This window comes from Allokutzneria albata (genome assembly GCF_900103775.1).
In the GTDB taxonomy this organism is placed as follows: domain Bacteria; phylum Actinomycetota; class Actinomycetes; order Mycobacteriales; family Pseudonocardiaceae; genus Allokutzneria; species Allokutzneria albata.
On the sequence record NZ_LT629701.1, the window covers coordinates 1315504 to 1337164 of the forward strand.

General features: G+C 70.3%; 29 protein-coding genes. 17 read left to right on the forward strand and 12 right to left on the reverse strand.

The features are described from left to right. The first annotated feature begins 46 nt into the window (after positions 1-46). Positions 47-1201: an epoxide hydrolase family protein gene (locus BLT28_RS05655; RefSeq protein ID WP_030432381.1), complete on the forward strand. Its 1155-nt coding sequence runs from the start codon at positions 47-49 to the stop codon at positions 1199-1201. On the opposite strand, the gene BLT28_RS05660 is transcribed toward BLT28_RS05655, so the two are convergent. Further along, complete coding sequence (locus tag BLT28_RS05660) at positions 1170-1859, reverse strand: hypothetical protein (protein WP_030432382.1); 690 nt, start codon at positions 1857-1859, stop codon at positions 1170-1172. The two genes, BLT28_RS05655 and BLT28_RS05660, sit on opposite strands and share 32 nt — an antisense overlap. Then, on the reverse strand, positions 1856-2620 hold the full coding sequence (locus BLT28_RS05665) for an SDR family NAD(P)-dependent oxidoreductase (protein ID WP_030432383.1): 765 nt from the start codon (positions 2618-2620) through the stop codon (positions 1856-1858). The genes BLT28_RS05660 and BLT28_RS05665 overlap by 4 nt, the downstream gene beginning before the upstream one ends. A gap of 82 nt (positions 2621-2702) precedes the next feature. Here BLT28_RS05665 and BLT28_RS05670 point away from each other — a divergent pair, with 82 nt between their 5' ends. From BLT28_RS05670 to BLT28_RS05680, 3 genes are all read left to right on the forward strand, one after another. After that, positions 2703-3167 carry a MarR family winged helix-turn-helix transcriptional regulator gene (locus tag BLT28_RS05670; RefSeq protein ID WP_030432384.1) on the forward strand — a complete coding sequence of 155 codons (465 nt, stop codon included), beginning with the start codon at positions 2703-2705 and terminating at the stop codon, positions 3165-3167. Then, positions 3142-3498, forward strand: a complete 357-nt coding sequence (locus BLT28_RS05675) for a DUF6355 family natural product biosynthesis protein (protein WP_052407931.1) — start codon at positions 3142-3144, stop codon at positions 3496-3498. The genes BLT28_RS05670 and BLT28_RS05675 overlap by 26 nt, the downstream gene beginning before the upstream one ends. A gap of 258 nt (positions 3499-3756) precedes the next feature. Further along, on the forward strand, positions 3757-4581 hold the full coding sequence (locus tag BLT28_RS05680) for an SdrD B-like domain-containing protein (protein ID WP_030432386.1): 825 nt from the start codon (positions 3757-3759) through the stop codon (positions 4579-4581). Here BLT28_RS05680 and BLT28_RS05685 read toward each other — a convergent pair. Further along, positions 4578-5555: a sigma-70 family RNA polymerase sigma factor gene (locus BLT28_RS05685; RefSeq protein ID WP_162184914.1), complete on the reverse strand. Its 978-nt coding sequence runs from the start codon at positions 5553-5555 to the stop codon at positions 4578-4580. The two genes, BLT28_RS05680 and BLT28_RS05685, sit on opposite strands and share 4 nt — an antisense overlap. A 249-nt stretch (positions 5556-5804) precedes the next feature. Further along, complete coding sequence (locus tag BLT28_RS05690) at positions 5805-6212, reverse strand: aromatic-ring hydroxylase C-terminal domain-containing protein (RefSeq protein WP_407638795.1); 408 nt, start codon at positions 6210-6212, stop codon at positions 5805-5807. Here BLT28_RS05690 and BLT28_RS05695 point away from each other — a divergent pair. From BLT28_RS05695 to BLT28_RS05730, 8 genes are all read left to right on the forward strand, one after another. Next, positions 6136-6444: an Hsp20/alpha crystallin family protein gene (locus BLT28_RS05695; protein ID WP_052407932.1), complete on the forward strand. Its 309-nt coding sequence runs from the start codon at positions 6136-6138 to the stop codon at positions 6442-6444. The two genes, BLT28_RS05690 and BLT28_RS05695, sit on opposite strands and share 77 nt — an antisense overlap. A 148-nt stretch (positions 6445-6592) precedes the next feature. Beyond that, positions 6593-6967, forward strand: coding sequence for an STAS domain-containing protein (locus BLT28_RS05700; RefSeq protein ID WP_156051555.1), 375 nt, complete (start codon positions 6593-6595; stop codon positions 6965-6967). A 307-nt stretch (positions 6968-7274) separates the two neighbouring features. Beyond that, positions 7275-8174 carry a phytoene/squalene synthase family protein gene (locus BLT28_RS05705; RefSeq protein WP_030432391.1) on the forward strand — a complete coding sequence of 300 codons (900 nt, stop codon included), beginning with the start codon at positions 7275-7277 and terminating at the stop codon, positions 8172-8174. Between the two features lie 17 nt (positions 8175-8191). Next, positions 8192-9166: a polyprenyl synthetase family protein gene (locus BLT28_RS05710; protein ID WP_030432392.1), complete on the forward strand. Its 975-nt coding sequence runs from the start codon at positions 8192-8194 to the stop codon at positions 9164-9166. Between the two features lie 8 nt (positions 9167-9174). Continuing rightward, positions 9175-9795, forward strand: coding sequence for an ATP-binding cassette domain-containing protein (locus tag BLT28_RS05715; protein WP_030432393.1), 621 nt, complete (start codon positions 9175-9177; stop codon positions 9793-9795). A gap of 24 nt (positions 9796-9819) precedes the next feature. Further along, on the forward strand, positions 9820-10578 hold the full coding sequence (locus tag BLT28_RS05720) for an ABC transporter permease (RefSeq protein WP_231950640.1): 759 nt from the start codon (positions 9820-9822) through the stop codon (positions 10576-10578). Positions 10579-10663: 85 nt separating this feature from the next. After that, on the forward strand, positions 10664-11230 hold the full coding sequence (locus BLT28_RS05725) for a dihydrofolate reductase family protein (protein ID WP_030432395.1): 567 nt from the start codon (positions 10664-10666) through the stop codon (positions 11228-11230). A gap of 289 nt (positions 11231-11519) precedes the next feature. Next, positions 11520-11963, forward strand: a complete 444-nt coding sequence (locus tag BLT28_RS05730) for a VOC family protein (RefSeq protein ID WP_030432396.1) — start codon at positions 11520-11522, stop codon at positions 11961-11963. Between the two features lie 9 nt (positions 11964-11972). On the opposite strand, the gene BLT28_RS05735 is transcribed toward BLT28_RS05730, so the two are convergent. Both BLT28_RS05735 and BLT28_RS05740 read right to left on the reverse strand, forming a co-directional pair. Continuing rightward, positions 11973-12794, reverse strand: coding sequence for an RNA ligase family protein (locus BLT28_RS05735; protein WP_030432397.1), 822 nt, complete (start codon positions 12792-12794; stop codon positions 11973-11975). A 221-nt stretch (positions 12795-13015) separates the two neighbouring features. Continuing rightward, positions 13016-13594 (reverse strand): TetR/AcrR family transcriptional regulator, encoded by a 579-nt coding sequence (locus BLT28_RS05740; RefSeq protein ID WP_030432398.1) that lies wholly within the window; start codon positions 13592-13594, stop codon positions 13016-13018. Between the two features lie 65 nt (positions 13595-13659). Between BLT28_RS05740 and BLT28_RS05745 the strand changes: the two genes are divergently transcribed. After that, positions 13660-14424 carry an SDR family NAD(P)-dependent oxidoreductase gene (locus tag BLT28_RS05745; protein ID WP_030432399.1) on the forward strand — a complete coding sequence of 255 codons (765 nt, stop codon included), beginning with the start codon at positions 13660-13662 and terminating at the stop codon, positions 14422-14424. Here the strand turns inward: BLT28_RS05745 and BLT28_RS05750 are convergent. Genes BLT28_RS05750 through BLT28_RS39840 form a run of 3 tightly spaced genes read right to left on the reverse strand, consistent with a single transcriptional unit; the run spans position 14381 to position 15379 of the window. After that, positions 14381-14743: an alpha/beta fold hydrolase gene (locus tag BLT28_RS05750; RefSeq protein ID WP_030432400.1), complete on the reverse strand. Its 363-nt coding sequence runs from the start codon at positions 14741-14743 to the stop codon at positions 14381-14383. The two genes, BLT28_RS05745 and BLT28_RS05750, sit on opposite strands and share 44 nt — an antisense overlap. A 5-nt stretch (positions 14744-14748) precedes the next feature. Beyond that, positions 14749-15183 (reverse strand): nuclear transport factor 2 family protein, encoded by a 435-nt coding sequence (locus tag BLT28_RS05755; protein ID WP_052407935.1) that lies wholly within the window; start codon positions 15181-15183, stop codon positions 14749-14751. After that, positions 15167-15379, reverse strand: coding sequence for an FAD-dependent oxidoreductase (locus tag BLT28_RS39840; protein WP_030432402.1), 213 nt, complete (start codon positions 15377-15379; stop codon positions 15167-15169). Before BLT28_RS39840 ends, BLT28_RS05755 begins: the two co-directional genes overlap by 17 nt. Positions 15380-15691: 312 nt before the next feature. Here BLT28_RS39840 and BLT28_RS05760 point away from each other — a divergent pair, with 312 nt between their 5' ends. Further along, positions 15692-17245 (forward strand): dolichyl-phosphate-mannose--protein mannosyltransferase, encoded by a 1554-nt coding sequence (locus BLT28_RS05760; RefSeq protein ID WP_030432403.1) that lies wholly within the window; start codon positions 15692-15694, stop codon positions 17243-17245. On the opposite strand, the gene BLT28_RS39845 is transcribed toward BLT28_RS05760, so the two are convergent. Then, entirely contained in the window at positions 17196-17612 is a 417-nt protein-coding gene (locus BLT28_RS39845) for an Lrp/AsnC ligand binding domain-containing protein (RefSeq protein WP_156051559.1), read from the reverse strand. The two genes, BLT28_RS05760 and BLT28_RS39845, sit on opposite strands and share 50 nt — an antisense overlap. 98 nt (positions 17613-17710) lie before the next feature. Here BLT28_RS39845 and BLT28_RS05770 point away from each other — a divergent pair, with 98 nt between their 5' ends. Continuing rightward, a complete protein-coding gene (locus BLT28_RS05770) occupies positions 17711-18058 on the forward strand; it encodes a hypothetical protein (RefSeq protein ID WP_156051561.1) in 348 nt (115 codons plus the stop codon). Here the strand turns inward: BLT28_RS05770 and BLT28_RS05775 are convergent. After that, complete coding sequence (locus tag BLT28_RS05775; protein WP_030432406.1) at positions 18006-18554, reverse strand: GNAT family N-acetyltransferase; 549 nt, start codon at positions 18552-18554, stop codon at positions 18006-18008. The two genes, BLT28_RS05770 and BLT28_RS05775, sit on opposite strands and share 53 nt — an antisense overlap. A 17-nt stretch (positions 18555-18571) precedes the next feature. Continuing rightward, positions 18572-18997, reverse strand: coding sequence for a MarR family winged helix-turn-helix transcriptional regulator (locus tag BLT28_RS05780; protein WP_043813380.1), 426 nt, complete (start codon positions 18995-18997; stop codon positions 18572-18574). A 55-nt stretch (positions 18998-19052) separates the two neighbouring features. Between BLT28_RS05780 and BLT28_RS05785 the strand changes: the two genes are divergently transcribed. Both BLT28_RS05785 and BLT28_RS05790 read left to right on the forward strand, forming a co-directional pair. Beyond that, positions 19053-19838, forward strand: a complete 786-nt coding sequence (locus BLT28_RS05785) for an alpha/beta fold hydrolase (RefSeq protein ID WP_052407936.1) — start codon at positions 19053-19055, stop codon at positions 19836-19838. Positions 19839-19976: 138 nt separating this feature from the next. Further along, positions 19977-21506, forward strand: a complete 1530-nt coding sequence (locus BLT28_RS05790; protein WP_081900683.1) for an MFS transporter — start codon at positions 19977-19979, stop codon at positions 21504-21506. Positions 21507-21661: the final 155 nt, after the last annotated feature.

Here is a 21661-nt window from a genome sequence, read left to right on the forward strand (position 1 = left end):
CGATCGCGGAACGATCCTTGCCGCAATGCCTCCTAGCTTTGCCGACATGACCGCAGACACCGAGATCCGCCCCTTCCGCATCGCCGTCTCCGAGGCCGACCTGGACGACCTCCGCCAGCGGCTCGCCCGCGCCCGCTGGCCGCAGCACCCCTCCGGGGAGGACTGGAGCCGGGGCGTGCCCACGAGCTACCTCCGCACCCTGGCCGAGTACTGGGCCACCGGGTTCGACTGGCGCGCGCAGGAAGCCGCGCTCAACGAGATCCCGCAGTTCGTGACCACGATCGACGGTCAGGACATCCACTTCCTGCACGTGCGCTCCGCCAACCCCGACGCCGTGCCGCTGATCCTCACCCACGGCTGGCCCAGCAGCTTCGTGGAGTTCGTCGACCTGATCGAGCCGCTCAGCGCCGACTTCCACCTCGTCGTCCCGACGCTGCCGGGCTACGGCTTCTCCACCCCCGTCGCCGACGAGGGCTGGGGAAACCTCTTCCGCGTCGCCACGGCCTGGGCGGAGCTGATGGCCAGGCTCGGCTACGAGCGCTACGGCGTGCACGGCACCGACGCCGGCTCCGGCGTCTCGCTCATCCTGCCGATGGTCGCCCCCGGGCGGGTGCTGGGCGTCCACCTCACCGGAACGTCGCCGTCGCTGCCGTTCGGCCCGCCCATCGACCCGACCGGGCTCGGCGAGGCCGACCGGCGCCGCGCCGAGCACTTCAACCACGTGCAGCAGGACGGGCTCGGCTACCTGCACATCCAGGCCACGCGCCCGCAGACGCTGGGCTACTCGCTGAACGACTCGCCGATCGGCCAGCTGGCGTGGATCGTGGAGAAGTTCCGCGAGTGGACCGACCCCGCCGCCAAGCTGCCCGAGGACGCGGTGTCGCGGGACCGGTTGCTCACCGCTGTCAGCCTCTTCTGGTTCACCGGGGCGGGAGCCTCCTCCGCCCATGCCGTCTACGAGGGCATGCAGGTCTACCGGCAGATGGCCGCGGCGCAGCAGGAGCACGCGTCCGCGCCACCCGCCGCCCGCACCGGCTACGCCGTCTTCGCCGGGGACGACACCATCCGGTCCCTCGTCGACCCGGCAGGGCACGTCGAGCACTGGTCGGAGTTCGACCGCGGCGGGCACTTCCCGGCGATGGAGGTCCCCGACCTGCTCAGCGCCGACATCAAGGCGTTCTTCCTGCCCGTGCGCGGGTGAGCGGCAGCAGGAATCCGGCGACGACCAGCCAGATCATCCCGGTGAACCGGGCGATCGGGAGCAGGTAGGCGGCACCCTCGACGAGCAGGGTGAGCGTGGACAGCTGGGCGAGTCCGGCGATGACGAGCCCGGCCACGCTCAGCCACTTCGGCAGCAGTCCGGCGAGCAGCCCCGGCACGCTGATGCCCGCGACGAGCAGTCCGAGCGGCACGACGTGCCCGGGGCCGCCGGTGCCGAGGGAGAGGGTGTGCAGCAGTCGCACCGGAACGGGCTCTTCGGAGATGCCCGGCCGGGACAGCACCCAGCACAGCAGTCCCGAGAGCGCCATGAACACCGAGGCGAGCAGCCCGCCCGCCAACGCGATGGTCGCACCCGGCGCGCGGATGCCGAGCCGGTGCAGCCGCGCGTGCGCGGTGGCCGTGTAGATGGCCAGGGGGAACGCGGTGGCGAACTGGAAGAACGCGCTCACCGCCACGGCGGACCGGTGATCGCGGAAGTAGGCGAGGCTGTCGGCCTCCGGGCCGAACGGCGAGGGGAACACGTCTCCGCCGCCGACGACGATGCTCAGCACGAGCCCGGCGACGAACAGGACCGTGAACACGACCGCGAGAACTCCGAGCGGCGGACCGCCCTGGGGTGTGTGGCGCCGGCTGATCACACGATCACCCGCCCACCGGTGAGGTCCAGCGTCGCACCGGTGACCCAGGACGCAGCGGGGGAGACGAGGTAGAGCACCGCCTGCGCGACGTCCTCGGCGTCGCCGAGCCTGCCGAGCGGGAACGCCTCGGCCATCCGCGCCAACTCTTCCGCCGGCAGCGCTCGGCGCATCCTGTCGTTGAGCACGGCGGAGGGAGCGAGGCAGTTGACCCGCACGCCATCGCGCCCTACCTCGGCCGCCAGGTGCTTGGCGAACATCACCACACCGGCCTTGGCCGCCGCGTAGGCCGCGTTCGCCGGGGACGGGGACCTCCCGGCGGTGGAGGACATCAACACGATCGAGCCCGCGCGACGCTCGATCATGCGCGGCAGGAATTCGTGCACTGTAAGGAAAACCGACGTCAGATCGGATTCCAGCACCGCGCGCCACCGCTCGGGTGCCAGCTGCGCGGTCGGCGTCGGCCTGCCGTCGCCCCCGGCGAAGGGCGCGAGGACCTCCACGGGCCCCAGCTCGTTCTCGACGATCGCACGCACCTCCGCCAGGGCCGCCGCGTCGGTCACGTCGGCCGGGACGGCGAGCGCGCGGCCGCCCCGCTGGGTGACCGACGCGACGACCGAGGCGATCGCGTACTCGTCACGTCCGTTGACCGCGACCGCGGCCCCGAGGGCCGCCAGCGCGCGGCAGGTCGCCGCGCCGATCCCGCGTGAGCCGCCCGTGACCAGGGCGACCTTCCCGGCGAGGCCGGGGGTGGATGTCGTCACGTGAACTCTCCCGTCTGCTCAAATATTCCAAAGTCAAATGATTCACGGGTGTGAATGATTCATGGGCGGTACGGTAGCCCTCGTGACGACATCACGCAATCACCGGGGCGGAGCGGCCTTCCTGCTCGCCCAGCTCGGGGCGCACGCCGCCAACCGCTTCGCGGAACGGATCGGCGAACTCGGGCTCTCCCCGTCCGACATCGGGCTGCTGCGGATGATCGGCACCGACCCCGGGCTCAGCCAGCGCGCGCTCGCCGACCACCTCGGCGTCGTTCCCAGCAGGGTCACCGCCCTGGTCGACCAGCTCGACCGGCAGGGGCTCGTCGAACGTCGGCGCAGTACGGAGGACCGCAGGAACTACGAGCTGCACCTGACCGAAGAGGGCGGCCGCGTGCTCGGCCGGATGCGCTCGCTCGGCGCCGCGCACGAGGACGACATCTGCGCGGCCCTCGACGCGGAACAGCGCGCGCGGCTGATCGAACTGCTCGGGCTGATCGTCGAGCAGCAGGGCCTCACCGCGGGTGTGCACCCGGGCTACCGCTCCTAGCTCCGGTCGCTTCGCGGAGATCCGCCGCGTCGTTGTTTTCAGCCGGCAACCAACGAGAACGACCTCGTTCACGTCGCAGGGAACGAGGCGCGACAACACGCGCAGAATCGCCCCGGTTGGCGACATCGCGAAGCTGGAGAAGTGCGGCTTCGACCCGAAGGGCACACCGGCTGTTCAGGCCTGGTACAACCACTGTGGCAGCGGCAATGTCCGGATCCGGATCGACCGCTTCATCGGCGACAACACCTTCCAGTGCGTCGGCCCCGGCCTCACGCTGCTCGGTGTCTGGCCTGACTTCTACGACGCGTGGTACGACAACCGGACGTGCTGACCGCGCTTCTCTTGCGGCTGTGCCGTGCGTGAGCGGTCGGCGCTGAGCGGGCGCGGTAAGAAGAAGTCGGCACTCGAACTCGTTGCCGCGGCCGCGTGACCAGTCCCGTGTTGTTGGTCGGCACCAAGGCCGATTCCGCGTTGCCCTGACCATCGCGGCAGGTTCCACTTTCTTTAAGCGGTCCCATCGCGCACTCCCCGCTCCCTAGCATCCACCCCACAAGCTCACTGGGGGGACACGTTGAGAGTTCTGGGCGCCATGATGATCACTTCCGTCGCGCTGACGACCGCGCTGGCGGGAACCGCGACGGCTCGGGGGGCCGATGCGGACGTCACCATCGAGGTCTCCGCGGCGCGGAACATCCTGCCGCCGGGCGGGTGGACGTCGGTGGAGGCCAACGTTCGCAACCTCGGCACGGTCGCGGCGGACAACGTCCGGTTCACCTTCGCCTTGCCGCAGTACCTGCAGGTCATCAGCACCGAGACGTCCTCGGAGTGGAACTGCGAGAGCCAGGGCGCGACCGCGACCTGCCAGCACATCGGGCCGTTGCGGCCGGGCGCGACCCCCTTCCACTTCCGCTTCACCGCCGGGGTGAGCTACGACGCGCCGATCGGGTCCTCGGTCATCGCGACCGCGTCGGTCACCACCAGCTCAGCGGAGTCGGTCACCGGTAACAACCGCTCCGAGAAGTCGATCCGCTTCGTCGGCAAGGGCGTGGTCAAGGGGCAGATCTGGCACGACCTCAACGCCAACGGCGTGCGCGATCCCGGCGAGCCCACGATCAACAGCATCGGCGTGTCCTTCCGTTCGGTGGACGACGAGGACCTGGAAGGCTTCTCCAACTCCGTCGACGGCACCTACTGGGAGGACCTGGCCGCCAAGCGGTTCCAGGCCGAGGTGCACCTGTCCAAGTCCTCCTGGCGGTTCACCACGCCCGACGTCGGGAGCGACACCACGGACTCCGACATCGTGCCCACCACCGAGGACGCCTGGTACCGCTACGGAAAGAGCGAGATCTTCACCGTCGAGGCTGGCGTGAACCGGGTGCTCGACGTCGGCGTGGTCGCCGTCCCCAAGCCCTAGGCGAGCAACGCCTTGTTGCGCTCGGGATCGCGCAGCAGCCGCAGGGACTGCTTCTCCAGCTGCCGGATGCGCTCGCGGGTCAGGCCGAGCTCGTCGGCCACCTCCTGGAGGGTGTGCGCACGCCCGTCGAACAGGCCGTAGCGCCTGCTCACGATCCGGGCCTCGCGCTCGGGCAGCGTGTCGACCAGGGCACGCAGCTGCTCGGCGACCTCCCGGTGCTCGACGACCTCGTGCGCCTGGACGCCGTCGGTGTCCTCGATCAGGTCGCCCACGCAGCCCCCGCCACCGTCGCCGACCGGCGCGTGCAGGCTGATCACCGACCGGTCCGCCGAGCGCAGCTCGACCACGCGAGCCACCGGTATCCCGGTGGCCTCGGACAGCTCCTCGGCGGTCGGGTCGCGGTCGTCGTCCAGTCGCAGCCGTTGTTCTGCCTTGCGCAGCCGCGACAGCGCCTCGACGGCGTGCACGGGCACCCGGATGGTCCTGGACTGCTCGGCCACACCCCGCTCGATCGCCTGGCGGATCCACCACACGGCGTAGGTGGAGAACTTGAACCCCTTGGTGTAGTCGAACTTCTCCACGGCGCGGATCAGGCCGAGGTTGCCCTCCTGCACGACGTCCAGGAACGGCAGCCCGCGCCGGGCGTGCTTCCTGGCCACCGCGACGACCAGGCGCAGGTTCGCCTGGACCATGTGGTCCTTCGCCCGGCGGCCGTCCTCGGCGACGGCTCGCAGGTCCCGGCGCCGTTCGGCGGGCAACGGCGGGCTCTCGCCCTCGTCGGCGCGGCGCACCAGCTCGGCGGCGTAGACGCCCGCTTCGATCCGCCGGGCCAGCGCCACCTCCTGTTCGGCGGTGAGCAGCGGAGTCGACCCGACCTCGCGGAGGTAGTGGCCGACCAGGTCGGCCTCCGGTGCCCACTCCTGCCCGGCCGCGCGGGTGCGCACCGGGCGGCCGCCGTCCACTGCCATCGACATGGCCGTCTCCTCATCGCTCGGACGCCACTGAGCGGCCCGACGAGGCCGGGTGGCGGGGTAGGAACGTGGAGGGTGACCTGCGGACTCGACACGGCGAGCGGCGTCACCCTGGCCCGGAACGGGCTGCGATGGTGTCAACGCCGCGAGGCCGACCCGCATTCCCCTCCGCGGCGCATGCCCGGGCCAGGAACTCCTTGCCACGTCAGCGAGTCCTGCCGCCGCGACCCGGCCGGTGCGTGGTCTAGCGGGTCAGGTGCTCGGCACCGCGACCGGCCTCGCCAGAACCCGGTCCAGGACGTCGGTGAGGAACTGCGTCGGGTCGGGGACCGGTGCGGCGGCCCGCATCGCGACGATCGCGTCCGGTCGTACGAGCAGGGCTCCGCCGTCGGACAGCCACGGTGCGGAGATCCGGTGCGCCGGTAGGCCGACGTGCGCCGCGGTGGTGAGCCACCGGTCGCCCGCGGTGCCCACGAGCGGGGCCCATCGGGACGCGACCAGGTCGAGCGTGGAGACCCCGTCGACCCAGGCGTGAGGCACTCGCGAACCCGGCGACCCGTCCGGTACCACCGCCAGGTCCACTGTGGACGGAAGTTCCGGTCGCGAGTCGATGACGGCGGCCGAGTCGTACCGTTGGCCGAGGTGCACGACCGGGGCCATCGACCTGCACGGCAGCGAGCTGGTGATCAACGGTGAGCTGAGGACGAAGCAACGGCAGGGCCTGTTCCGCCACCGCACCCGTCGCACCGGGCAGTTCCGCTACCAGGTGACGCCGCCGCACGACGTGGACGCCGACAAGATCAAGGCCGGTCTGTCCGAGGGCGTGCTCACGGTGCGGGCGCCGAAGAACGACACGGCCAGGCCCCGCCGCATCCCCATCACCGGCACCTGATCCCGAGCCCGAGCCCCGGCACCCCCGGTCGCTTGGGCTCGGGCCGCCCGCCGCACCCGCTGCTAGCATCGATTTCCTTGTGCGGTCGGCATGTTCGGCGGCTACCCACCCGCGCCCGCCGTGTCCTGTGGGCGACGGTGAGGCGCTCATGACCGAGCCCGAGATGTGTTCGTTCACGGTGGACCGGCGCGGGAAGGTCGTCGTGCTCAGGCTGGGCGGGGCGCTGGATGTCGCTGCTTTCCCGGAGCTGCGGCGGCGTCTGGCCGCGATCTCGGTGACGAAGGCGCCGGTGGTGGTGCTCGACCTGTCCGGGGTCGACTTTCTCGATTCGGCGTGTCTGGGCGCGCTGCTGCGGGAGTACATGGCCTACCGCGACACGGGGCGGGACCTGCGCTTCGCCGGCAGGCACAGCGCGATCATGCGGCCGTTGGCGTTGATGGGTGTCACGGCCGCGATCGTCGTCCACGACACCGTCGAAGACGCCCTCGCCCAGCACGGCGAAGCAGCGAGCGCCTCGGGCTGAGACCGGCGGGTCGCTCGGCGGCTGTGCCCACGAGGCTGGAGACGCACCAGGCCGTGGCCGAACCCCGGAACTCGGTGTCGTCTTCGGCAAATGCCAAGGTGGCGATGGGGATCTCCGCCGGGAGCGCTTCTCCTGCGGCGCCGATGTCGCCGTGAAGGGGCTTTCCGGGCTTGGTGCATGCGGAACCTTTGCGGTGCAAGGGGTTGATCGGGTTCCCGTCCTGCGGGTTCGATCCCCCATCGGGTGATAACACGATCCTTACAAGATCGATTAGGGTCGGGCGGCTGTCTGGGCGAGGGGTGGGCACGTGTGGGTGCGGCGGTGGCTGGATGCGGCGGGAATCCACGATCCTGTGCTGCGGCAGTGCTACACGCGTTGCGTTCGCGACGCCGCGGACCTGGATGGCGGCAACGTCCGGTGGTGGGGGCTGAGGTCGGTCCCTGCTGCGGTACGTCCGCACGTCGCCGCGATGGCTGCGGTGTCGGCCGAAGCCGACAGGCGCGCCGACACCGGATCCGTCGATCAGCGCAAGCGACGGTTCGACGAGTACGTCGAGGCGGTGCTCGCCGCGGTCGCGTCGGGTGGGTCCGGCGATCCGGTCCTGCACGCGGTGGCCTCGACGTTCGGGACGTTCCGCCTGCCGGACACGGTGTTGAGGCACATGTTCGCGGCGATGCGGCGGGACATCGGCTTCGTCGAGTTCGCGACGTACGAGGAGTTGCGGCAGTGGGCGAGGCTGTCCTCCGGTGGCGCGATGGTCGGCATGATGACCTTGCTTGAGGGGCTCGAGGTCGCGCGTGAGCTGGAGCCGGTGCTCTACGAGTACGGTGAGCTGGCCCAGTTCATGGATCAGCTGGCCGACCTCGCCGATGATCTCGGTGACGGGCGGATGTACCTGCCGTTGGCCGATCTCGACCGGTTCGGGGTCCGCGCCGAGGACGTCAAGGCGCGGCGGTGGACTCCCGGCATGGCCGATCTCCTCGAGTTCGAGGTGGAGCGCATCACCAGCCGCATGCCCGCCCTCGTCGCCGAACAGCAGCGCCACACCGACAGCCCGCTGCCGGGTGCGTTCGCGGCGCACTGCGACCTGATGCTGCGCGAGGTGCTGGCCGACGGTCCCGCCGTGCTGGAGCGCGCTTCCCGGGCGCGCCTTGCCGACCGGTTGGACATCTGGCTGCCGGTCTGGCGTTCCACCATCCCGTGCTGAAACAGGAGAAGCGCTTCATGTCCGTCGTGGTCCCCGAAAACCAGGACGTCCTGGTCCCGCTCATCGAGGCCGAGCTGCGCCGGTGGATCGGGCCCGGCGAGAACCTGATGGAACTGGTGTGCCTGGACGCCTTGTTCCCCTCCGGGAAGCTGCTGCGCCCCATCCTGTGCCTGGAGTCGGCGGCGGCGGTCGGCGGCGAGGTCGAGCAGGTGCTGGCCTTCGCCGCGGGCATCGAGTGCCTGCACGTGGCGAGCGTGGTGCACGACGACATCGTCGACCAGGAGCCGGTGCGGCGCGGCCGGGCGTCGACGTCCGAGCAGTTCGGCATCTCCGAGGCCCTGCTCGCCGGGGACGGGTTGTCGATGGCCGGGCACGCCGCGATGCTCAGCCGCGGTCCGGCCGACCGCGCCCTGGCGGCCTCGCGGGTGGTGGTCGACGCCATGCGGCACATGTGCCGCGCCATGATGCGCGAGACCGAGATCCGCGAGGACCTGTCCTGCGGGGTGTCCACGGCCTTGGAGGTGATCCGCGGCAAGACCGCCGCGTTGATCAGCGCCGCCTGCCAGGGCGGGGCGATCCTGGGCGGTGCGACCCCCGAGCAGGCCGAAGCCCTGCGCCGGTACGGGGAACAGCTCGGCATCGCCTTCCAGATCCGCGACGACCTGCTGCCCTACACCGCCGACGAGGACATCACCGGCAAGGCGGCGCAGAGCGATGTCGCCAACCGGCTGCCGACGGTGCCGGTCCTGCTCGCGCACGAGGCCGGCACCGACGCCGACCGCCAACGGCTCGCCGAGGTGTTCCGCGACGACGTCGACACGGTCACCGCGTATCGCGAGGTGCGCGACATCGTGATCCGGACCGGTGGCGCCGAACAGGCCGCGCAGCGCGCCTGGGACTGCGTCGAGCACGCCCGCGCGGCGCTGGCCGGGGTTCCCCGGCCCGACCGGCTCCTGGAACTGGCGGTCACCGCCGTCGACCGGATCCACTGAGGAGCCGCATGTCCTTGCGGGTGAAGGAAGTACGGCATTCCTACGGCATACGCGAGGTGCTGCGCGGGGTCACCTTCGACGTCCCGGACGGTGCGCTGGTGGGCGTGGTCGGGGAGAACGGGGCGGGCAAGACCACGTTGCTGCGCATCCTCTCCGGCGACCTGACCCCCACCGGCGGCGTCGTCGACCGCACCGGCCGCCTGGGGTACTGCCCTCAGCAGGTCGTGCTCAACGAGGCGTTCACCGTGGCCCAGCACCTCCGGTTCTTCCAGGTCGCTTACCGGCTCGGTGATCTGCGCTACGCCGAGGAGCTGATGGAGGTGCTGAACTTCGCCCAGTACCGCCATGATCGCGTCGGCACGCTCAGCGGCGGCACCCGGCAGAAGCTCAACCTCACCCTCGCGCTCATGCACGACCCGGACCTGCTGCTGCTCGACGAGCCCTACCAGGGCTTCGACTGGGACACCTATCTCCGCTTCTGGGATCTGGCCCGGCTACTGCGCGCCCGCGGGCGTTCCGTGCTGGTGATCTCCCACCTCGCCCACGACAAGGATCGCCTCGACACGCTGCACCAGCTCACCGCCGGTGTGCTCGACCCCGATCCCGCACTCACCGAAGGCCACCGCTAGATGCACTTCCGGACCGCGACCCGCATGGCGGTGATCGAACACGCCCGCAACCACCTCGCCCTGTGGCTGATCGCCCTCTACCTGCCGTTCTGGCTGACCGCGATCTACTTCATCCTTCCCGGCCACCGCGTCGGGTTCGTCCTGCGCGCCGCGGGCGACACCGTGTGGGCGCAGGGCAACGAGCTCACCCAGATCACCGGCGCCATCAACGCGGTCACCCAGATCGTCGGCTTCATGATGTTCACGGTCACCTTCAGATCCGGCGCCTTCGACCGCAGGCTAGCCCTCGCCGGGTTCCCGCGCGGCCACCTCGTGGCCGCCAAGACCTGCGTGCTGGTCGCGCTGTCCACCGTGATCGCCTGCTACACCGCCGCGCTGATGACCCTGTTCTGGGACCAGCGACGGACGTGGCTGCTCGCCCTCGCCCTGCTGCTCGCCGCCATGACCTACGGCGCCTTCGGCGTGCTGCTCGCCACCTCGGTCCGCGGCGAACTGGAAGGCATGTTCCTCGTCCTCATGATCAGCATCGTGGACGTCGGGCTGCAGAACCCGATCGCCAACCACGCGGCCGGCAATGACCTCATCTCGATGCTGCCCACCTACGGCGCGATGCAGACGGCCTCGGCCGCCGGGTTCTCCTCCGTCGTCCCGTACTCGCACCTGGCACTGCAGCTCACCTGGTTCGCGGTCCTGTCCGCTCTCGGCCTGATCGTGTTCCACCGCAACACCCGAGACCGAACCGCTCTCCCCGCCGCGTACGGAAACTCTCGGCGAAAGTCGTAGCCGGGATGTCGAGATCGTCGTGGCGGCTCCGTCCCAGGGGCGGATGCGGCCGACGTGGCCGTCACCCCGTACCGGAAGGACAGCCATGCGAAAGCTCATCGTCCAGCAGTGGGTCACCGTCGACAACATCGCCGCGGAGGAGGACGGCGGGCTCAGCTTCGTGTCCGGGGAGCCCTTCTCCGAGAAGACCGACCCCGCGTTCAGGGCGAGCGTGATGGGGTTCATCGACTCGGTCGACACGATGGTCCTCGGCGCGAACACCTACGCCCAGTCCAAGGACTACTGGCCGCACGCCGAGGAGCAGGGCGAGTACGGCGAGAAGCTCAACAACCTCACCAAGTTCGTCGCCTCGTCGAAACTGGACGAGGCGCCCTGGGGCGGCTTTCCCGCCGCGACCGTGACGCGCGACCCGGTTGCCACCGTCCGGGAGCTCAAGGAGCAGGGCGGCAGGGACATCTGGTTGTGGGGGAGCCTGAAGCTCATGCACTCCCTGCTGGGCGCCGGTGTCGTCGACGAGGTCCGGATGATGGTCTGCCCGGTCTCACGCGGCACGGGAACGCGCGTTTTCGCGGATCGCCACGAGATGAAGCTGGTCGAGGCCACCGGCTTCGACAACGGCCTCGCGCTCGTGCGCTACGAGATCGGCAAGTAGGAGGGAAGATCCACGGCCATCGCGGAGCACCTCGACCGCGCCACCGATGCTCGCCACGACCGGATGCGGGACCGGTACGCCTCGACGCACCCGCCTGGACATCGGGACGAACCTTTGGCCGTGCGGATCCAGTACCCAGAAGACGGGCGACCACGCGGGAGGTTGTCCGTCTTCTTCAGCCGCTCGGCGGCCGAACGCCGCTGGACGACTTGTCGAGAACGCGGGACCGGCTCCGTCCCAGGGGTGCGAGCGGCCACGACGGACCGCGCCACGACGAAGGAGAACCGCCATGAGCACGGTGCGACGCCTCGACCACATCGGAGTCGTCGTCGAAGACCTCGACGCGGCTACGGAGTTCTTCCTCGGCCTCGGTCTGGAGAAGGCGGGCGCGATGTCGATGCGGGGTGACTGGATCGGCGGGATCATCGGGCTGGAGGACGTCCACACGGACGTCGTCTTCGTGAGCGCGCCCGACGGCACCGGCAAGCTCGAGCTGATCAAGTTCCATTCGCCCGCCGACGACCGGGGAGTGCGGGAGGCGGCGGCGAACCGGCTGGGCATCCGCCACCTCGCCTTCGTCGTCGAGGACCTGGACGGCGTTCTCGGCGCACTGGCGGCCAAGGGTGCGACCAGGATCGGGAAGATCCACGACCACGAAGGCGTTGTCCGGCTCTGCTACGTGCGCGGCCCCGAGGGGATCATCGTCGAGCTGGCCGAGGAGATCGGCTCGTGACGAGGCGGCCTACGCGCCCGCGGCGATCTTCGGGAAGTCCTTGCGCTTGATCTTGGCCCGGCGCCCGTCGGGGTGGTGGAAGACGATTCCCTCCGCGAGGTGCCCTGGGGAGAACTTGCTCTCCATCGTGCTGAGGAAGTCCCGAAGGCCTTGGTAGCTGCGCGGCACGTCGGGCACGGTCGGCGCCTGGAAGTTGAAGGGCAGGCACAGGTGGTCGTCCAGGGCGAGGGGATTTCCCTGGATGCGCGGCCCCAGCGCCTCGCACGCGTGCTCGCCGTCCGGCCACTGCGCGACGTCGGTGTTGCGCGCCGCGGCGAGAATCCACTTGTCCTCGGCCGATCCCTCGTCGGTGTCGACGTACCAGCCATCCAGAATGCCTTGCTGCTTCTGCGCTTTGCCCGGGTTGCGCCGCTTCTCGACACGGACCAGGTGCCCGGACCGCACGGTCAGGCGGACGTTGGTGCCGTCGAGTTTCTCGGTGCCGACACCGGCCCCGTCGAACACCCAGGCGCACTCGGCCCTCGGCCGGTCGACGACCTGGAAGCGATCGTCACGTTCGAACAGCGTGGGGATCTTCTCCATGACCAGTTTTCCTTTCGCCACATGCCCGATCAGTTCCTCGTGCGTGATGACTCCGCTCGCCAGCCCACCGGCGAGCGCTCGAACCAGGTCCGCGACCGGCACGTCGGCTTCGACCGCCACGCGTTTGAGCGCCTTCTTCTCCTCCGGGGAGAGCCAGGCGACCAGGCGCGACCACCCCTCCGGAGGTGTCCAGCGCGCCAGCGTCGTGGGGTCCTTGCGCGGGCGTCCTCGCTTCTTGGCTTCAGCCACGGGAGGACGCTAGCCAGCCGCAGTGCGTTGTGTCAATTGGCATAATAGAAAATAGCCGCTGGTATAGCTCCAGGTCAGCCGCGTTGCGCGGTCCGGAAACCCCGGGTCGGGGGCACCTCGGTCGCGGGGGCGATGAGGGCGAGGCCGGGGGCGGCCCTGTGTTGTTCACCGGGATGTCCACATCCGGCTCGGCGGCGAGCAGGGCGTCGGCGCCGGCGGGCTCAGCGGGGTGGAGTCGGGTCCCCGAATGCGGCTGCCAGCGCGCCGGCGATCAGGTCGGGCAGGTGCGGCCGGCCATCCTCCTCGGCCCATCGGACCAGTGCCGTGTGCATGACGGCGAGGCAGGCGCTGGCCGTCGCCTTTGCGAGGAAGGGATCGGTGGCGTCGTCGCCGAGGGCGGTGACGATCGCCTGCTGCAGCGCGTAGTGGTTGTCGAGGTGCCTGGCGCGCAGGGCCGGTGTGGAGATCATGAGCTCCAGTCGCGCGAGCAGGAACTGCTCCTGGGAGTCGCCGGTCAGGGCGGAGGCCGACTCGACGAGCGCGGTGCCGATGCGGTGCGCCAGCGGTTGCCCCGGTGGGGATGCGGCGACCCGCTCGGCCACCAGTTCGCTGTGCTGGTCGACGAGGACGAGGTCCTCCTTGGTGGGGAAGTGCCGGTACACGGTCATGGGGGAGACCCCCGCGGCCTCGGCCACCCCCGCCACCGTCGTCGCGTCGTAGCCGCGCTCGGTGAACAGCCGCACCGCATGCGCCTGGATGGCCCGCTGCGTCTCGAATCGCCGTTGCGCTCGCAAGTTCACGTGAGAGAGACTACCGTCCTGATAGTCACTACCAATTCGGTAGAAACTAACACCTAAGGGTGGTCATGAGCGATCTGACCGACAGGACGGCACTCGTCACCGGTGCTTCGCGCGGCATCGGGCGGGCGATCGCGATGCGACTCGCGAAGGACGGAGCGGCGGTCATCGCGCATTTCGGGGCCGACGAGGAGGGAGCGAAGGCGACCGTCGAGCAGATCCGGCACCGCGGCGGCACCGCGTTCGCCGTCGAGGCGCGGCTCGGCGTGGACGGCGACACGGAGAAGCTCTTCGCGGGGGTCGAGGCCGTCCTGGCCGGGCGGCCGCTCGACCTCCTCGTCAACAACGCCGCGGCACCACCGGCAGGCCCGATCGGCACCACGACGCGCGAGGAGTTCGACCATCTCTTCGCCGTGAACGTGCGAGCTCCGTACTTCATCGTCCAGCGAGCCCTGCCGCTGCTGCGCGATGGTGGCCGCATCGTCACGATCTCCTCCGTGGCGACGCGGATGGCCAACCCCGCGCAGACGTCCTTCGCCATGACGAAGGGGGCGGTCGAGACGATGAGCAGGACCTTGGCCGCTGAGCTGGGGGCTCGGGGGATCACGGTGAACGCGGTTGCGCCCGGCGCCACCCGCACGGCGACCAACGCCGCGCTCTTCGAAGCGCCGGGCCTCACCGAGCTGATCACCGCAGCGACCGCGCTCGGCCGGCTCGGCGCGCCCGAGGACGTCGCCGACGTCGTCGCGTTCCTCGTCTCCGACGCGGGGCGCTGGGTCACCGGTCAGGTCATCGACGCGACTGGCGGCCTGTTCCTCGGCCCGCGTGCCTGATGCCTAGGGAGTAGTCATTCGCTGCGGGGCAGAAGGTGTTGCAGGGCAAGGAATCTGCCGCTGACGCCTGCGCGCGGGGAGGATGCCGTTGGGCGGAGCTGAGCGCGAGGAAGCCGCCGTAGTCGTGCCCGAACAGGTTGCCCGCGTCGATGCCGAGCGCGTCCAGGGCGCGCCCGACGCGCTCCACCTCGGTGTCGTAGTCGAAGCGCCAGGAGCGGTGGTTGGCCGGGTAGCCGCGCAGCAGCACGATCGGCTCGGCGGCGGGGTCGCCCAGGTCGGCGTAGGCCAGCTGGGCACCGTCGAGCCGCACCGACCGCATCTCCCTCAGCTGCGGAGCCGCGTCGAGAGGTAGGTCAACCAGGATCGCGGACGGCGGAGCACGGCGGTGATGACGTCCATGGAGTCGAAGTACGCGACGCGCTCGGCGATCAGCCCGTCCTGGAGCACGATCTTGTCCACGAGCGGCCATTCGACCGGACGACCGCCGAGGGTGCCGTGCAGGCGGCCCCAGATCAGCACGTGGCCCGAGCCGTGCGCCCAGCCGTGGACGTCGTAGCGCAGGTCGGGGATCAGCGCCATCGTCCGGCGCATGAACTCCCGCGCCTCGTCGATGCCGCGGGTGTTGCGGTCCATCGGGTGGATCAGGCGGACGTCGGGGCGGAACAGCGGGGTGAACGCGTCCGGGTCCATCCTGCTCCACGCTTCGGTGAACCGTTCGACGATGTGCGCGGCTTCGGTCTGGTCAGGTGTCTGCGGCATGATCGGGTTCCTGTGTCGTCGGTGCGGACAGCTGGACGAGCACTTCATCGGCGGCTCGTTCGCCCGCGCGGACGGCACCGTCCATCGTGGTCTGGAACGCGGCCGCGGTTTCAGCGCCCGCCCAATGCAGGTGGGTGCACGGTCTGCGCAGCACGGTGCCGAACGCGCGCACGAGCCCGCCGCGCACGGCGATCACGTCGACGCCCTCGACGTCGACGCGGCGCGCTCGGCTCCAACACCTCGCCCTGCAAGGGAAACGGCTTCACCAGCCGAGCGCCGAACCGGTACCGGCTGGTCACCAGGTCGTCCGCGACGTGCAGTGCGGCCGTCGCGGTGCTGAGGACGTCCACTGGTTCCACGAGCACGCCGCCTCTCCGGCCCCACTATTGCAAGCATTGCAATAGTGAGTGCACGGTAGCGCACGCCGCGGTGTCTTGCAATGAGTGCGAGAACGGCCTCGCTGCGTCGGCTCGTCATCGCAGTCAGGGCCGGTCCTACGATCGGTGCCGTGCCGACCGTCGTGACCGAGGCTGACCGTGAAGCGGACGAACGAGCGGAGGCAGCCGTCACCTTGTCGCCGGGCGCCGATCGGGAAACTGGCCTGGCGGGTCGGCCGATGCCCGCGGACCGGGTGCGCTCCTGGGTCATCACGATCGTGCTCACGGTCGTCGGCGGTGCCGTCCGGCTGCAGAACCTGGGTCATCCCACGCACAACGGCACACCGGTCTTCGACGAGAAGTACTACGCCGTGCAGGCGTGGCAGATGCTGCGCAACGGCGGGTACGAGGACAACCCTGGCTACGAGTTCACGGTCCACCCGCCGCTGGGCAAGCAGCTGATCGCGCTCGGCGAGTGGCTCTTCGGGTACACCGGCTGGGGGTGGCGGTTCGTCCCGGCCCTGCTGGGCACGCTGATGATCCTGATGATCATCCGGATCGCGCGTCGGCTGACCAGGTCCACCCTGCTCGGCGCGATCGCCGGGCTGCTGCTGATCTGCGACGGCGTGCTGCACGTGATGAGCCGGATGGCGATGCTGGACATCGTCCTCGCGTTCTTCGTGCTGGCCGCGTTCGTGTTCCTGCTGGCCGACCGCGACCAGGTCCGCGACCGCCTGGCCGTCGCGGTGCGCGAGGGCTGGGTGAACGACTCCGGCCGCGGTCCCCGGCTGGGCTTTCGCTGGTACCGCTTCCTGTGCGGCGTCTCGCTCGGCCTGGCGTGCGCGACGAAGTGGAGCGGCCTGTACTGGATCGCGGCCTTCGGCCTGATGATGGTCGTCTGGGACGGCTCGGCCCGGCGGGCGGCCGGTGTGCGCCACCCCTGGTCCGGCGCGCTGCGGAGGGATCTCGTCCTCGGCCTGTGGGCGCTGGTGGTCGTCCCGGTCCTGGTGTACCTGGGGTGCTGGTGGGCGTGGTTCGCGAGCGAGACCGGCGTGGACCGGCACCTGGTGGACTCGTGGCAGTTCGTCTTCCCGCCCGCGTTGCGATCGCTGTGGGGCTACTCGGCGAACGTGCTGGACTTCCACGAACACCTGGTGACGACCCCGGGGCAGCAGCACCAGTGGGAGTCCAAGCCCTGGACGTGGCCGATGGGCCTGCGCCCGATGCTCTACCACTGGGACGGCACGACCACGGGCTGCGGCGAGTCGTCCTGCGTGAGCGCGACGATGCTGATCGGTACTCCGGCGATGTGGTGGCCGGCGTTGCCGATGATCGGCTGGAGCCTGTGGCGGATGACCGCCCGGCTGGACTGGCGGTACGCGGCAGTGCTCGTGGCCTACCTGGCCGGACTGCTGCCGTGGTTCGTCAACCTCGACCGCCAGATGTACTTCTTCTACATGACGCCGACCTCGGCGTTCCTGGTTCTCGGCCTCGTGTTGCCGCTCGGGCAGATCCTCGGCAAGGCCTGCGCCGGATTCGAGAGACGCGGGACCGGTCTGCTCGTGGTGTCCCTCTACGTCGGACTCGTGGTGGCCGACTTCGTGTGGCTGTGGCCGATCCTGAACGGTGACTCCATCACCCACGCCCGCTGGGACGCGGAGCTGTGGCTGCCTTCGTGGCGCTGAGCGGAACGGTCGCCGCGCGCTTGAGGGTGCTGATCACCGGAGCGGTCTCCAGGTGCTCGATCGCCTCGATCGTCGCGACACGGTCGGTCAGGCAGGTGTAGAGCGCGTCGACGTCGCGGCACACGACCTTCGCGAGCAGGTTGGCCGGGCCGCGTGGACGTGGCTCTGCACGGCACTCGGTCTCGCGACGCTGGTGGCGTTCGCTCGTCACCAGCGCGGCCGGACCGACGCGCTCGTCGAACCGGGCTTGTTCCGGGGCAGGGGGTTCGCCCTGTCGCTGGTCAGTTCGCTGCTGTTCTTCGCGGTGATGAACGGCCTGCTGTTCGTGCTCGTGCTGTTCCTCCAGCTCACCCAGGGCAAGACCCATCCGGCGCCGCGCTCGCGCTCCTGCCCTGGTCGGCCGGGCTTGCGATCGGCTCGTGGACCGCCGGTGCGGTGCTCGCGCCCCGCTTCGGGGCGAAGGTGATGCGCGTCGGTCTGGGGCTCGTGCTGGTCGGTCTGGCAGGGCTCACCGTGTCGCTCACAGCGGCGCCGCTGCTCGCGACCGGGATCGGCCTGGGCGTGTTCACCGTGCCGTTCTTCGGCAACGCCCTGTCCGGTGTCGCCCCGCACGAAACCGGCTCGGCGTCCGGTCTGCTCAACGCGGTGCAGCAGCTCGGCGCGACCGCCGGAGTCGCCCTGCTGGGCAGCGTGTTCTTCCGGTACGGCATGCAGCAGGCGGTGATCACCTCGATCGTGCTGATCGCGGTCGTCCTGGCGCTCAGCGTTCGGTCAGGGCGTCCTGAACGCGCGATGACAGCGGTCGGTCGCTGAACAGGAGCCGGATCGCAGCAGGGTCTGGGTTGCCCGCGTCCGGTCCCCGCCACACGTGGGTGAGGCCCAGGCGTTCGACGGCGCGGCGGGACCGGTCGTTGCCGTCGAGCACGTAGGCGGTCACGGGCAGGTCCGGTCGCAGTACGCGGGCCTGCGCGATCGCTGCCGCGCTGATCTCCTGGGCGTGGCCCTGTCCCCACCATCGGGGATCGAGGCGGAAGCCGAGGTTCCACGCGACGCCGTAGCGGACGAAACAGCCTCCGACGCCGACGAAGTCGTTGTCCTGCACCGGTTCCGCGCTGCGGACGATCCACATGCCGAGGCCGTCGCGCTGCCACGCCCGGCGCCAGTTCTCGATCATCCGCTCGGTCTGGTCGATGTCGTCGTGACGGCTCAACGGGTCCGGGCCCCACACGCGCGGGTCCGAGTACAGCGCGAACACCTCGGGCAGGTCCTCCGGCTCCGGTGCGCGCAGGACCAATCGTGCGGCGGGCATGGCGTGCTCCTGGGAGGTCATGCGTGAGGTGGGAATCTGCGGGCCAAGGTCTCGAGTGCTTGCAGCACTTCGGTGAGCACCCGCGGGTCGTCCGTGCCCAGTGCCGCCGCCACGGTGTCGTCGATCGGGACGGATGCGCGCTGGGCGGCCCGGGCGGGTACGTCCGCGTGGGGGCGGACCAACGTGCGGCGCCGGTCCTTCGGATCATGATCGGTGACGAGGACGCCCTCGTCGCGCAGCCGCGCCACCGCCGCCGAGACGTGGCTCTGCGGAAAGCCCGTGCGGCGGGTGATCTCGCTGACCGAGCTGTCGGGGTTGTCCATGACGTCGGCCAGCACGAGCCGGACGCTCGCCGGGAGCCGGTGGAACAACGACGGCGGAATCGCCTGCTCGCCGAGCTTGGTGAGGGTCCGCCCCAGGCGGAAGAGCGCTAGACCGTCCACGCCCCCATGATACATCTGGACTGATGTATCAGTTCTGATGTTTTAGGAGGCGTCCGTGACCACCCCGCTGCACCGCCGGATCCGCGGCGAAGGCCCGTTGCTGCTGATCGTCCAGGGCGGCTTCGGCAACGCCGAGCACACCGAGGGCCTGGTCGAAGCCCTGATCGACGACTACACGGTGGTGACCTACGACCGCCGCGGCCTGTCCCGCAGCCCGAGTTCGTCCGGGCCATTCACCATCTCCGACCACGCCGACGACGCCGCCCGCCTGCTCGCCGAGCTGACCGACGAACCGGCGTACGTGCTGGGGTGCAGCATCGGCGCGGTGGTGGGCCTGGACCTGGCGGCGCGTCACCCCGACAAGCTTCGCCACCTCCTCGCGCACGAGCCACCCGCGCTGCGCGTGTTGCCCGAGGCCCGCCGCGCTGAGGCGATCAGAGCACACGAGGACGTCGAGGGAGCCTTCCGCGCGCACGGTCCCGGTGCCGCGTTGCCGAAGTTGTTCGCTCTGATCGGGGCGGACCTCACCCCGGGGCAGGCGCCCCGGAAGCCCGACCCGCATCAGGTCAGCGACCTGATGTCCTTCCTCGCCAACGATTTCCCCGGCGTCCGCGGCCACCACCTCGACCTGGACGCGCTGCGCCGGACCGCCTCCCGGATCACCGTCGGGGTCGGTGCCACCAGCGCCGGGCTGACCGACCACGAGTGCGCTCGCGCGCTGGCCGAGCACCTCCGCGCCGACCCCGTGGAGTTTCCCGGCGGCCACGGGGGCGCCGCCACCCACCCGGCCGCTTTCGCCGCGACCCTGCGCTCGGTCCTCGTCGCAGCGGCAACAACCTGACCGCAAAGCTTGTCCGCATTGAGGTGGAGCACGCACCGGCGGAAGTTCTTTCGACTGGTTCGGGCACCGATGTCGATTTGGGCCCGCCCGGTTCGACGCAGGGGTGACAGGAGACGATCGACACCTCGGGAGATGACGATGAGGGCAGGCCGACGCGAGTGGTGGGGGCTGGCAGTGCTGGCGCTGCCGACACTGCTGTTGTCGCTGGACATGAGCGTGCTGCACCTGGCGGTCCCGCACCTGGCCGCCGATCTGCGGCCGAGCAGCACGCAACTGCTGTGGATCATCGACATCTACGGCTTCATGATCGCCGGGTTCCTGGTCACGATGGGCACCCTGGGCGATCGGTTCGGCAGGCGGAGACTGCTGATGGCCGGCGGTGCCGCCTTCGGCGTGGCGTCGGTCGTGGCGGCCGTGAGCACCAGTCCGGAGATGCTGATCGGGGCGCGCGCGGTGCTCGGGGTCGCCGGGGCGACGTTGATGCCGTCGACGTTGGCGCTGATCAGCAACATGTTCCAGGACGCGAAGCAGCGCGGGACCGCGATCGCGGTGTGGATGAGCTGCTTCATGGGCGGCATGGTGATCGGGCCGGTGGTCGGCGGCGTGCTGCTGGAGCACTTCCGGTGGGGCTCGGTGTTCCTGATGGCCGTACCGGTCATGGTCCTGCTGCTGGCCACCGCGCCGAAGCTGCTGCCGGAGTACCGCGACACCGCGGCGGGGCGGCTCGATCCGGCGAGCGTGGCGCTGTCGCTGGGCGCGATCCTGCCGATCGTCTACGCCCTCAAGGAGACCGCCAAGGACGGCGTGTCGGTGCTGAACGCGGTCGTGCTCGCCGTGGGCGTGGCGGTCGGGGTGGTGTTCGTCCGCCGTCAGCGCGGTCTGGCCGACCCGATGCTGGACCTGCGGCTGTTCCGGGTGCGGGCGTTCAGCGCGGCGGTGAGCATCACGCTGGTCGGCGCGGTCACGATGGGCGGTGTCTTCCTTCTGGTCAGCCAGTACCTGCAGATGGTCGCCGGGCTGACCGCGGTGGAGGCGGGGCTCTGGCTGGTGCCGCAGGCCGGTGCGGTGGTGGTCGGATCGCTGATCGCCCCGCGGCTGGCGCAGCGGTTCCGGCCGGAGTTCGTGCTCGGTTTCGGGATGCTGGTCGCGGCGGGCGGGATCGTGCTGTTCACGCAGGCCACCGCGACCGGCGGGGTGGCGTTCGTGGTGGTGGGCATGTCGATCGCCGGGTTCGGGATGGGTCCGCAGGGCGTGTTGTGCACGGAGATGGTGGTGAGCTCGGTTCCGCCGCAGAAGGCCGGTGCGGCTTCGGCGATGTCGGAGACCAGCGCGGAGTTCGGGATCGCCATGGGGATCGCGGTGTTCGGCAGCGTGGGCACGGCCGTCTTCCGGGACCAGATCGTCGTGCCCGCGCAGGTTCCGGCCGAGGCCGCCGCACTGGCGACGGACAGCATGGCTGGTGCCCTGCAGGCGGCGGGCACGTTGCCCGCTCCGCTGGCCGAGGGTGTGCTTGCCACCGCGAGGGAGGCCTTCTCGGCCGGACTGCACACCGTCGCCGGTGTCGGGGCCGCGATCGTCGTGGTGTTCGCGGTGGTCGGCATGGTCGCGCTGCGCAGGACGCGCCCGGAGGCCGCCGAGGAGCAGGTTCCCGTCCTGGCGCACCACTAGTTCGGCTGTCCACTGTGGACCGCACGAGGGGTGACCTCGTGCGGTCCGCGTGCCGTCGAGGCCGAGGTTCTTCGAACCGGGCTCCCGCTCCGCGCCGATGCTGCTACGCTCGCCGCGATGGTTACCTACTTGTGCAGATCGGGGGTTCCGTTCGC

Bases quoted from the DNA above. Each gene is read 5' to 3' on its own strand.
- BLT28_RS05655 (WP_030432381.1), top strand. From the start codon at position 47: ATGACCGCAGACACCGAGATCCGCCCCTTCCGCATCGCCGTCTCCGAG.
- BLT28_RS05725 (WP_030432395.1), top strand. From the start codon at position 10,664: ATGCGAAAGCTCATCGTCCAGCAGTGGGTCACCGTCGACAACATCGCC.
- BLT28_RS05775 (WP_030432406.1), bottom strand. From the start codon at position 18,554: ATGCCCGCCGCACGATTGGTCCTGCGCGCACCGGAGCCGGAGGACCTG.
- BLT28_RS05755 (WP_052407935.1), bottom strand. From the start codon at position 15,183: ATGCCGCAGACACCTGACCAGACCGAAGCCGCGCACATCGTCGAACGG.
- BLT28_RS05770 (WP_156051561.1), top strand. From the start codon at position 17,711: ATGCGCGTCGGTCTGGGGCTCGTGCTGGTCGGTCTGGCAGGGCTCACC.
- BLT28_RS05700 (WP_156051555.1), top strand. From the start codon at position 6,593: ATGACCGAGCCCGAGATGTGTTCGTTCACGGTGGACCGGCGCGGGAAG.
- BLT28_RS05710 (WP_030432392.1), top strand. From the start codon at position 8,192: ATGTCCGTCGTGGTCCCCGAAAACCAGGACGTCCTGGTCCCGCTCATC.
- BLT28_RS05690 (WP_407638795.1), bottom strand. From the start codon at position 6,212: ATGGCCCCGGTCGTGCACCTCGGCCAACGGTACGACTCGGCCGCCGTC.
- BLT28_RS39845 (WP_156051559.1), bottom strand. From the start codon at position 17,612: ATGGGTCTTGCCCTGGGTGAGCTGGAGGAACAGCACGAGCACGAACAG.
- BLT28_RS05685 (WP_162184914.1), bottom strand. From the start codon at position 5,555: ATGTCGATGGCAGTGGACGGCGGCCGCCCGGTGCGCACCCGCGCGGCC.
- BLT28_RS05680 (WP_030432386.1), top strand. From the start codon at position 3,757: ATGATGATCACTTCCGTCGCGCTGACGACCGCGCTGGCGGGAACCGCG.
- BLT28_RS05730 (WP_030432396.1), top strand. From the start codon at position 11,520: ATGAGCACGGTGCGACGCCTCGACCACATCGGAGTCGTCGTCGAAGAC.
- BLT28_RS05720 (WP_231950640.1), top strand. From the start codon at position 9,820: ATGGCGGTGATCGAACACGCCCGCAACCACCTCGCCCTGTGGCTGATC.
- BLT28_RS05750 (WP_030432400.1), bottom strand. From the start codon at position 14,743: ATGCGGTCGGTGCGGCTCGACGGTGCCCAGCTGGCCTACGCCGACCTG.
- BLT28_RS05745 (WP_030432399.1), top strand. From the start codon at position 13,660: ATGAGCGATCTGACCGACAGGACGGCACTCGTCACCGGTGCTTCGCGC.
- BLT28_RS05715 (WP_030432393.1), top strand. From the start codon at position 9,175: ATGTCCTTGCGGGTGAAGGAAGTACGGCATTCCTACGGCATACGCGAG.
- BLT28_RS05790 (WP_081900683.1), top strand. From the start codon at position 19,977: ATGAGGGCAGGCCGACGCGAGTGGTGGGGGCTGGCAGTGCTGGCGCTG.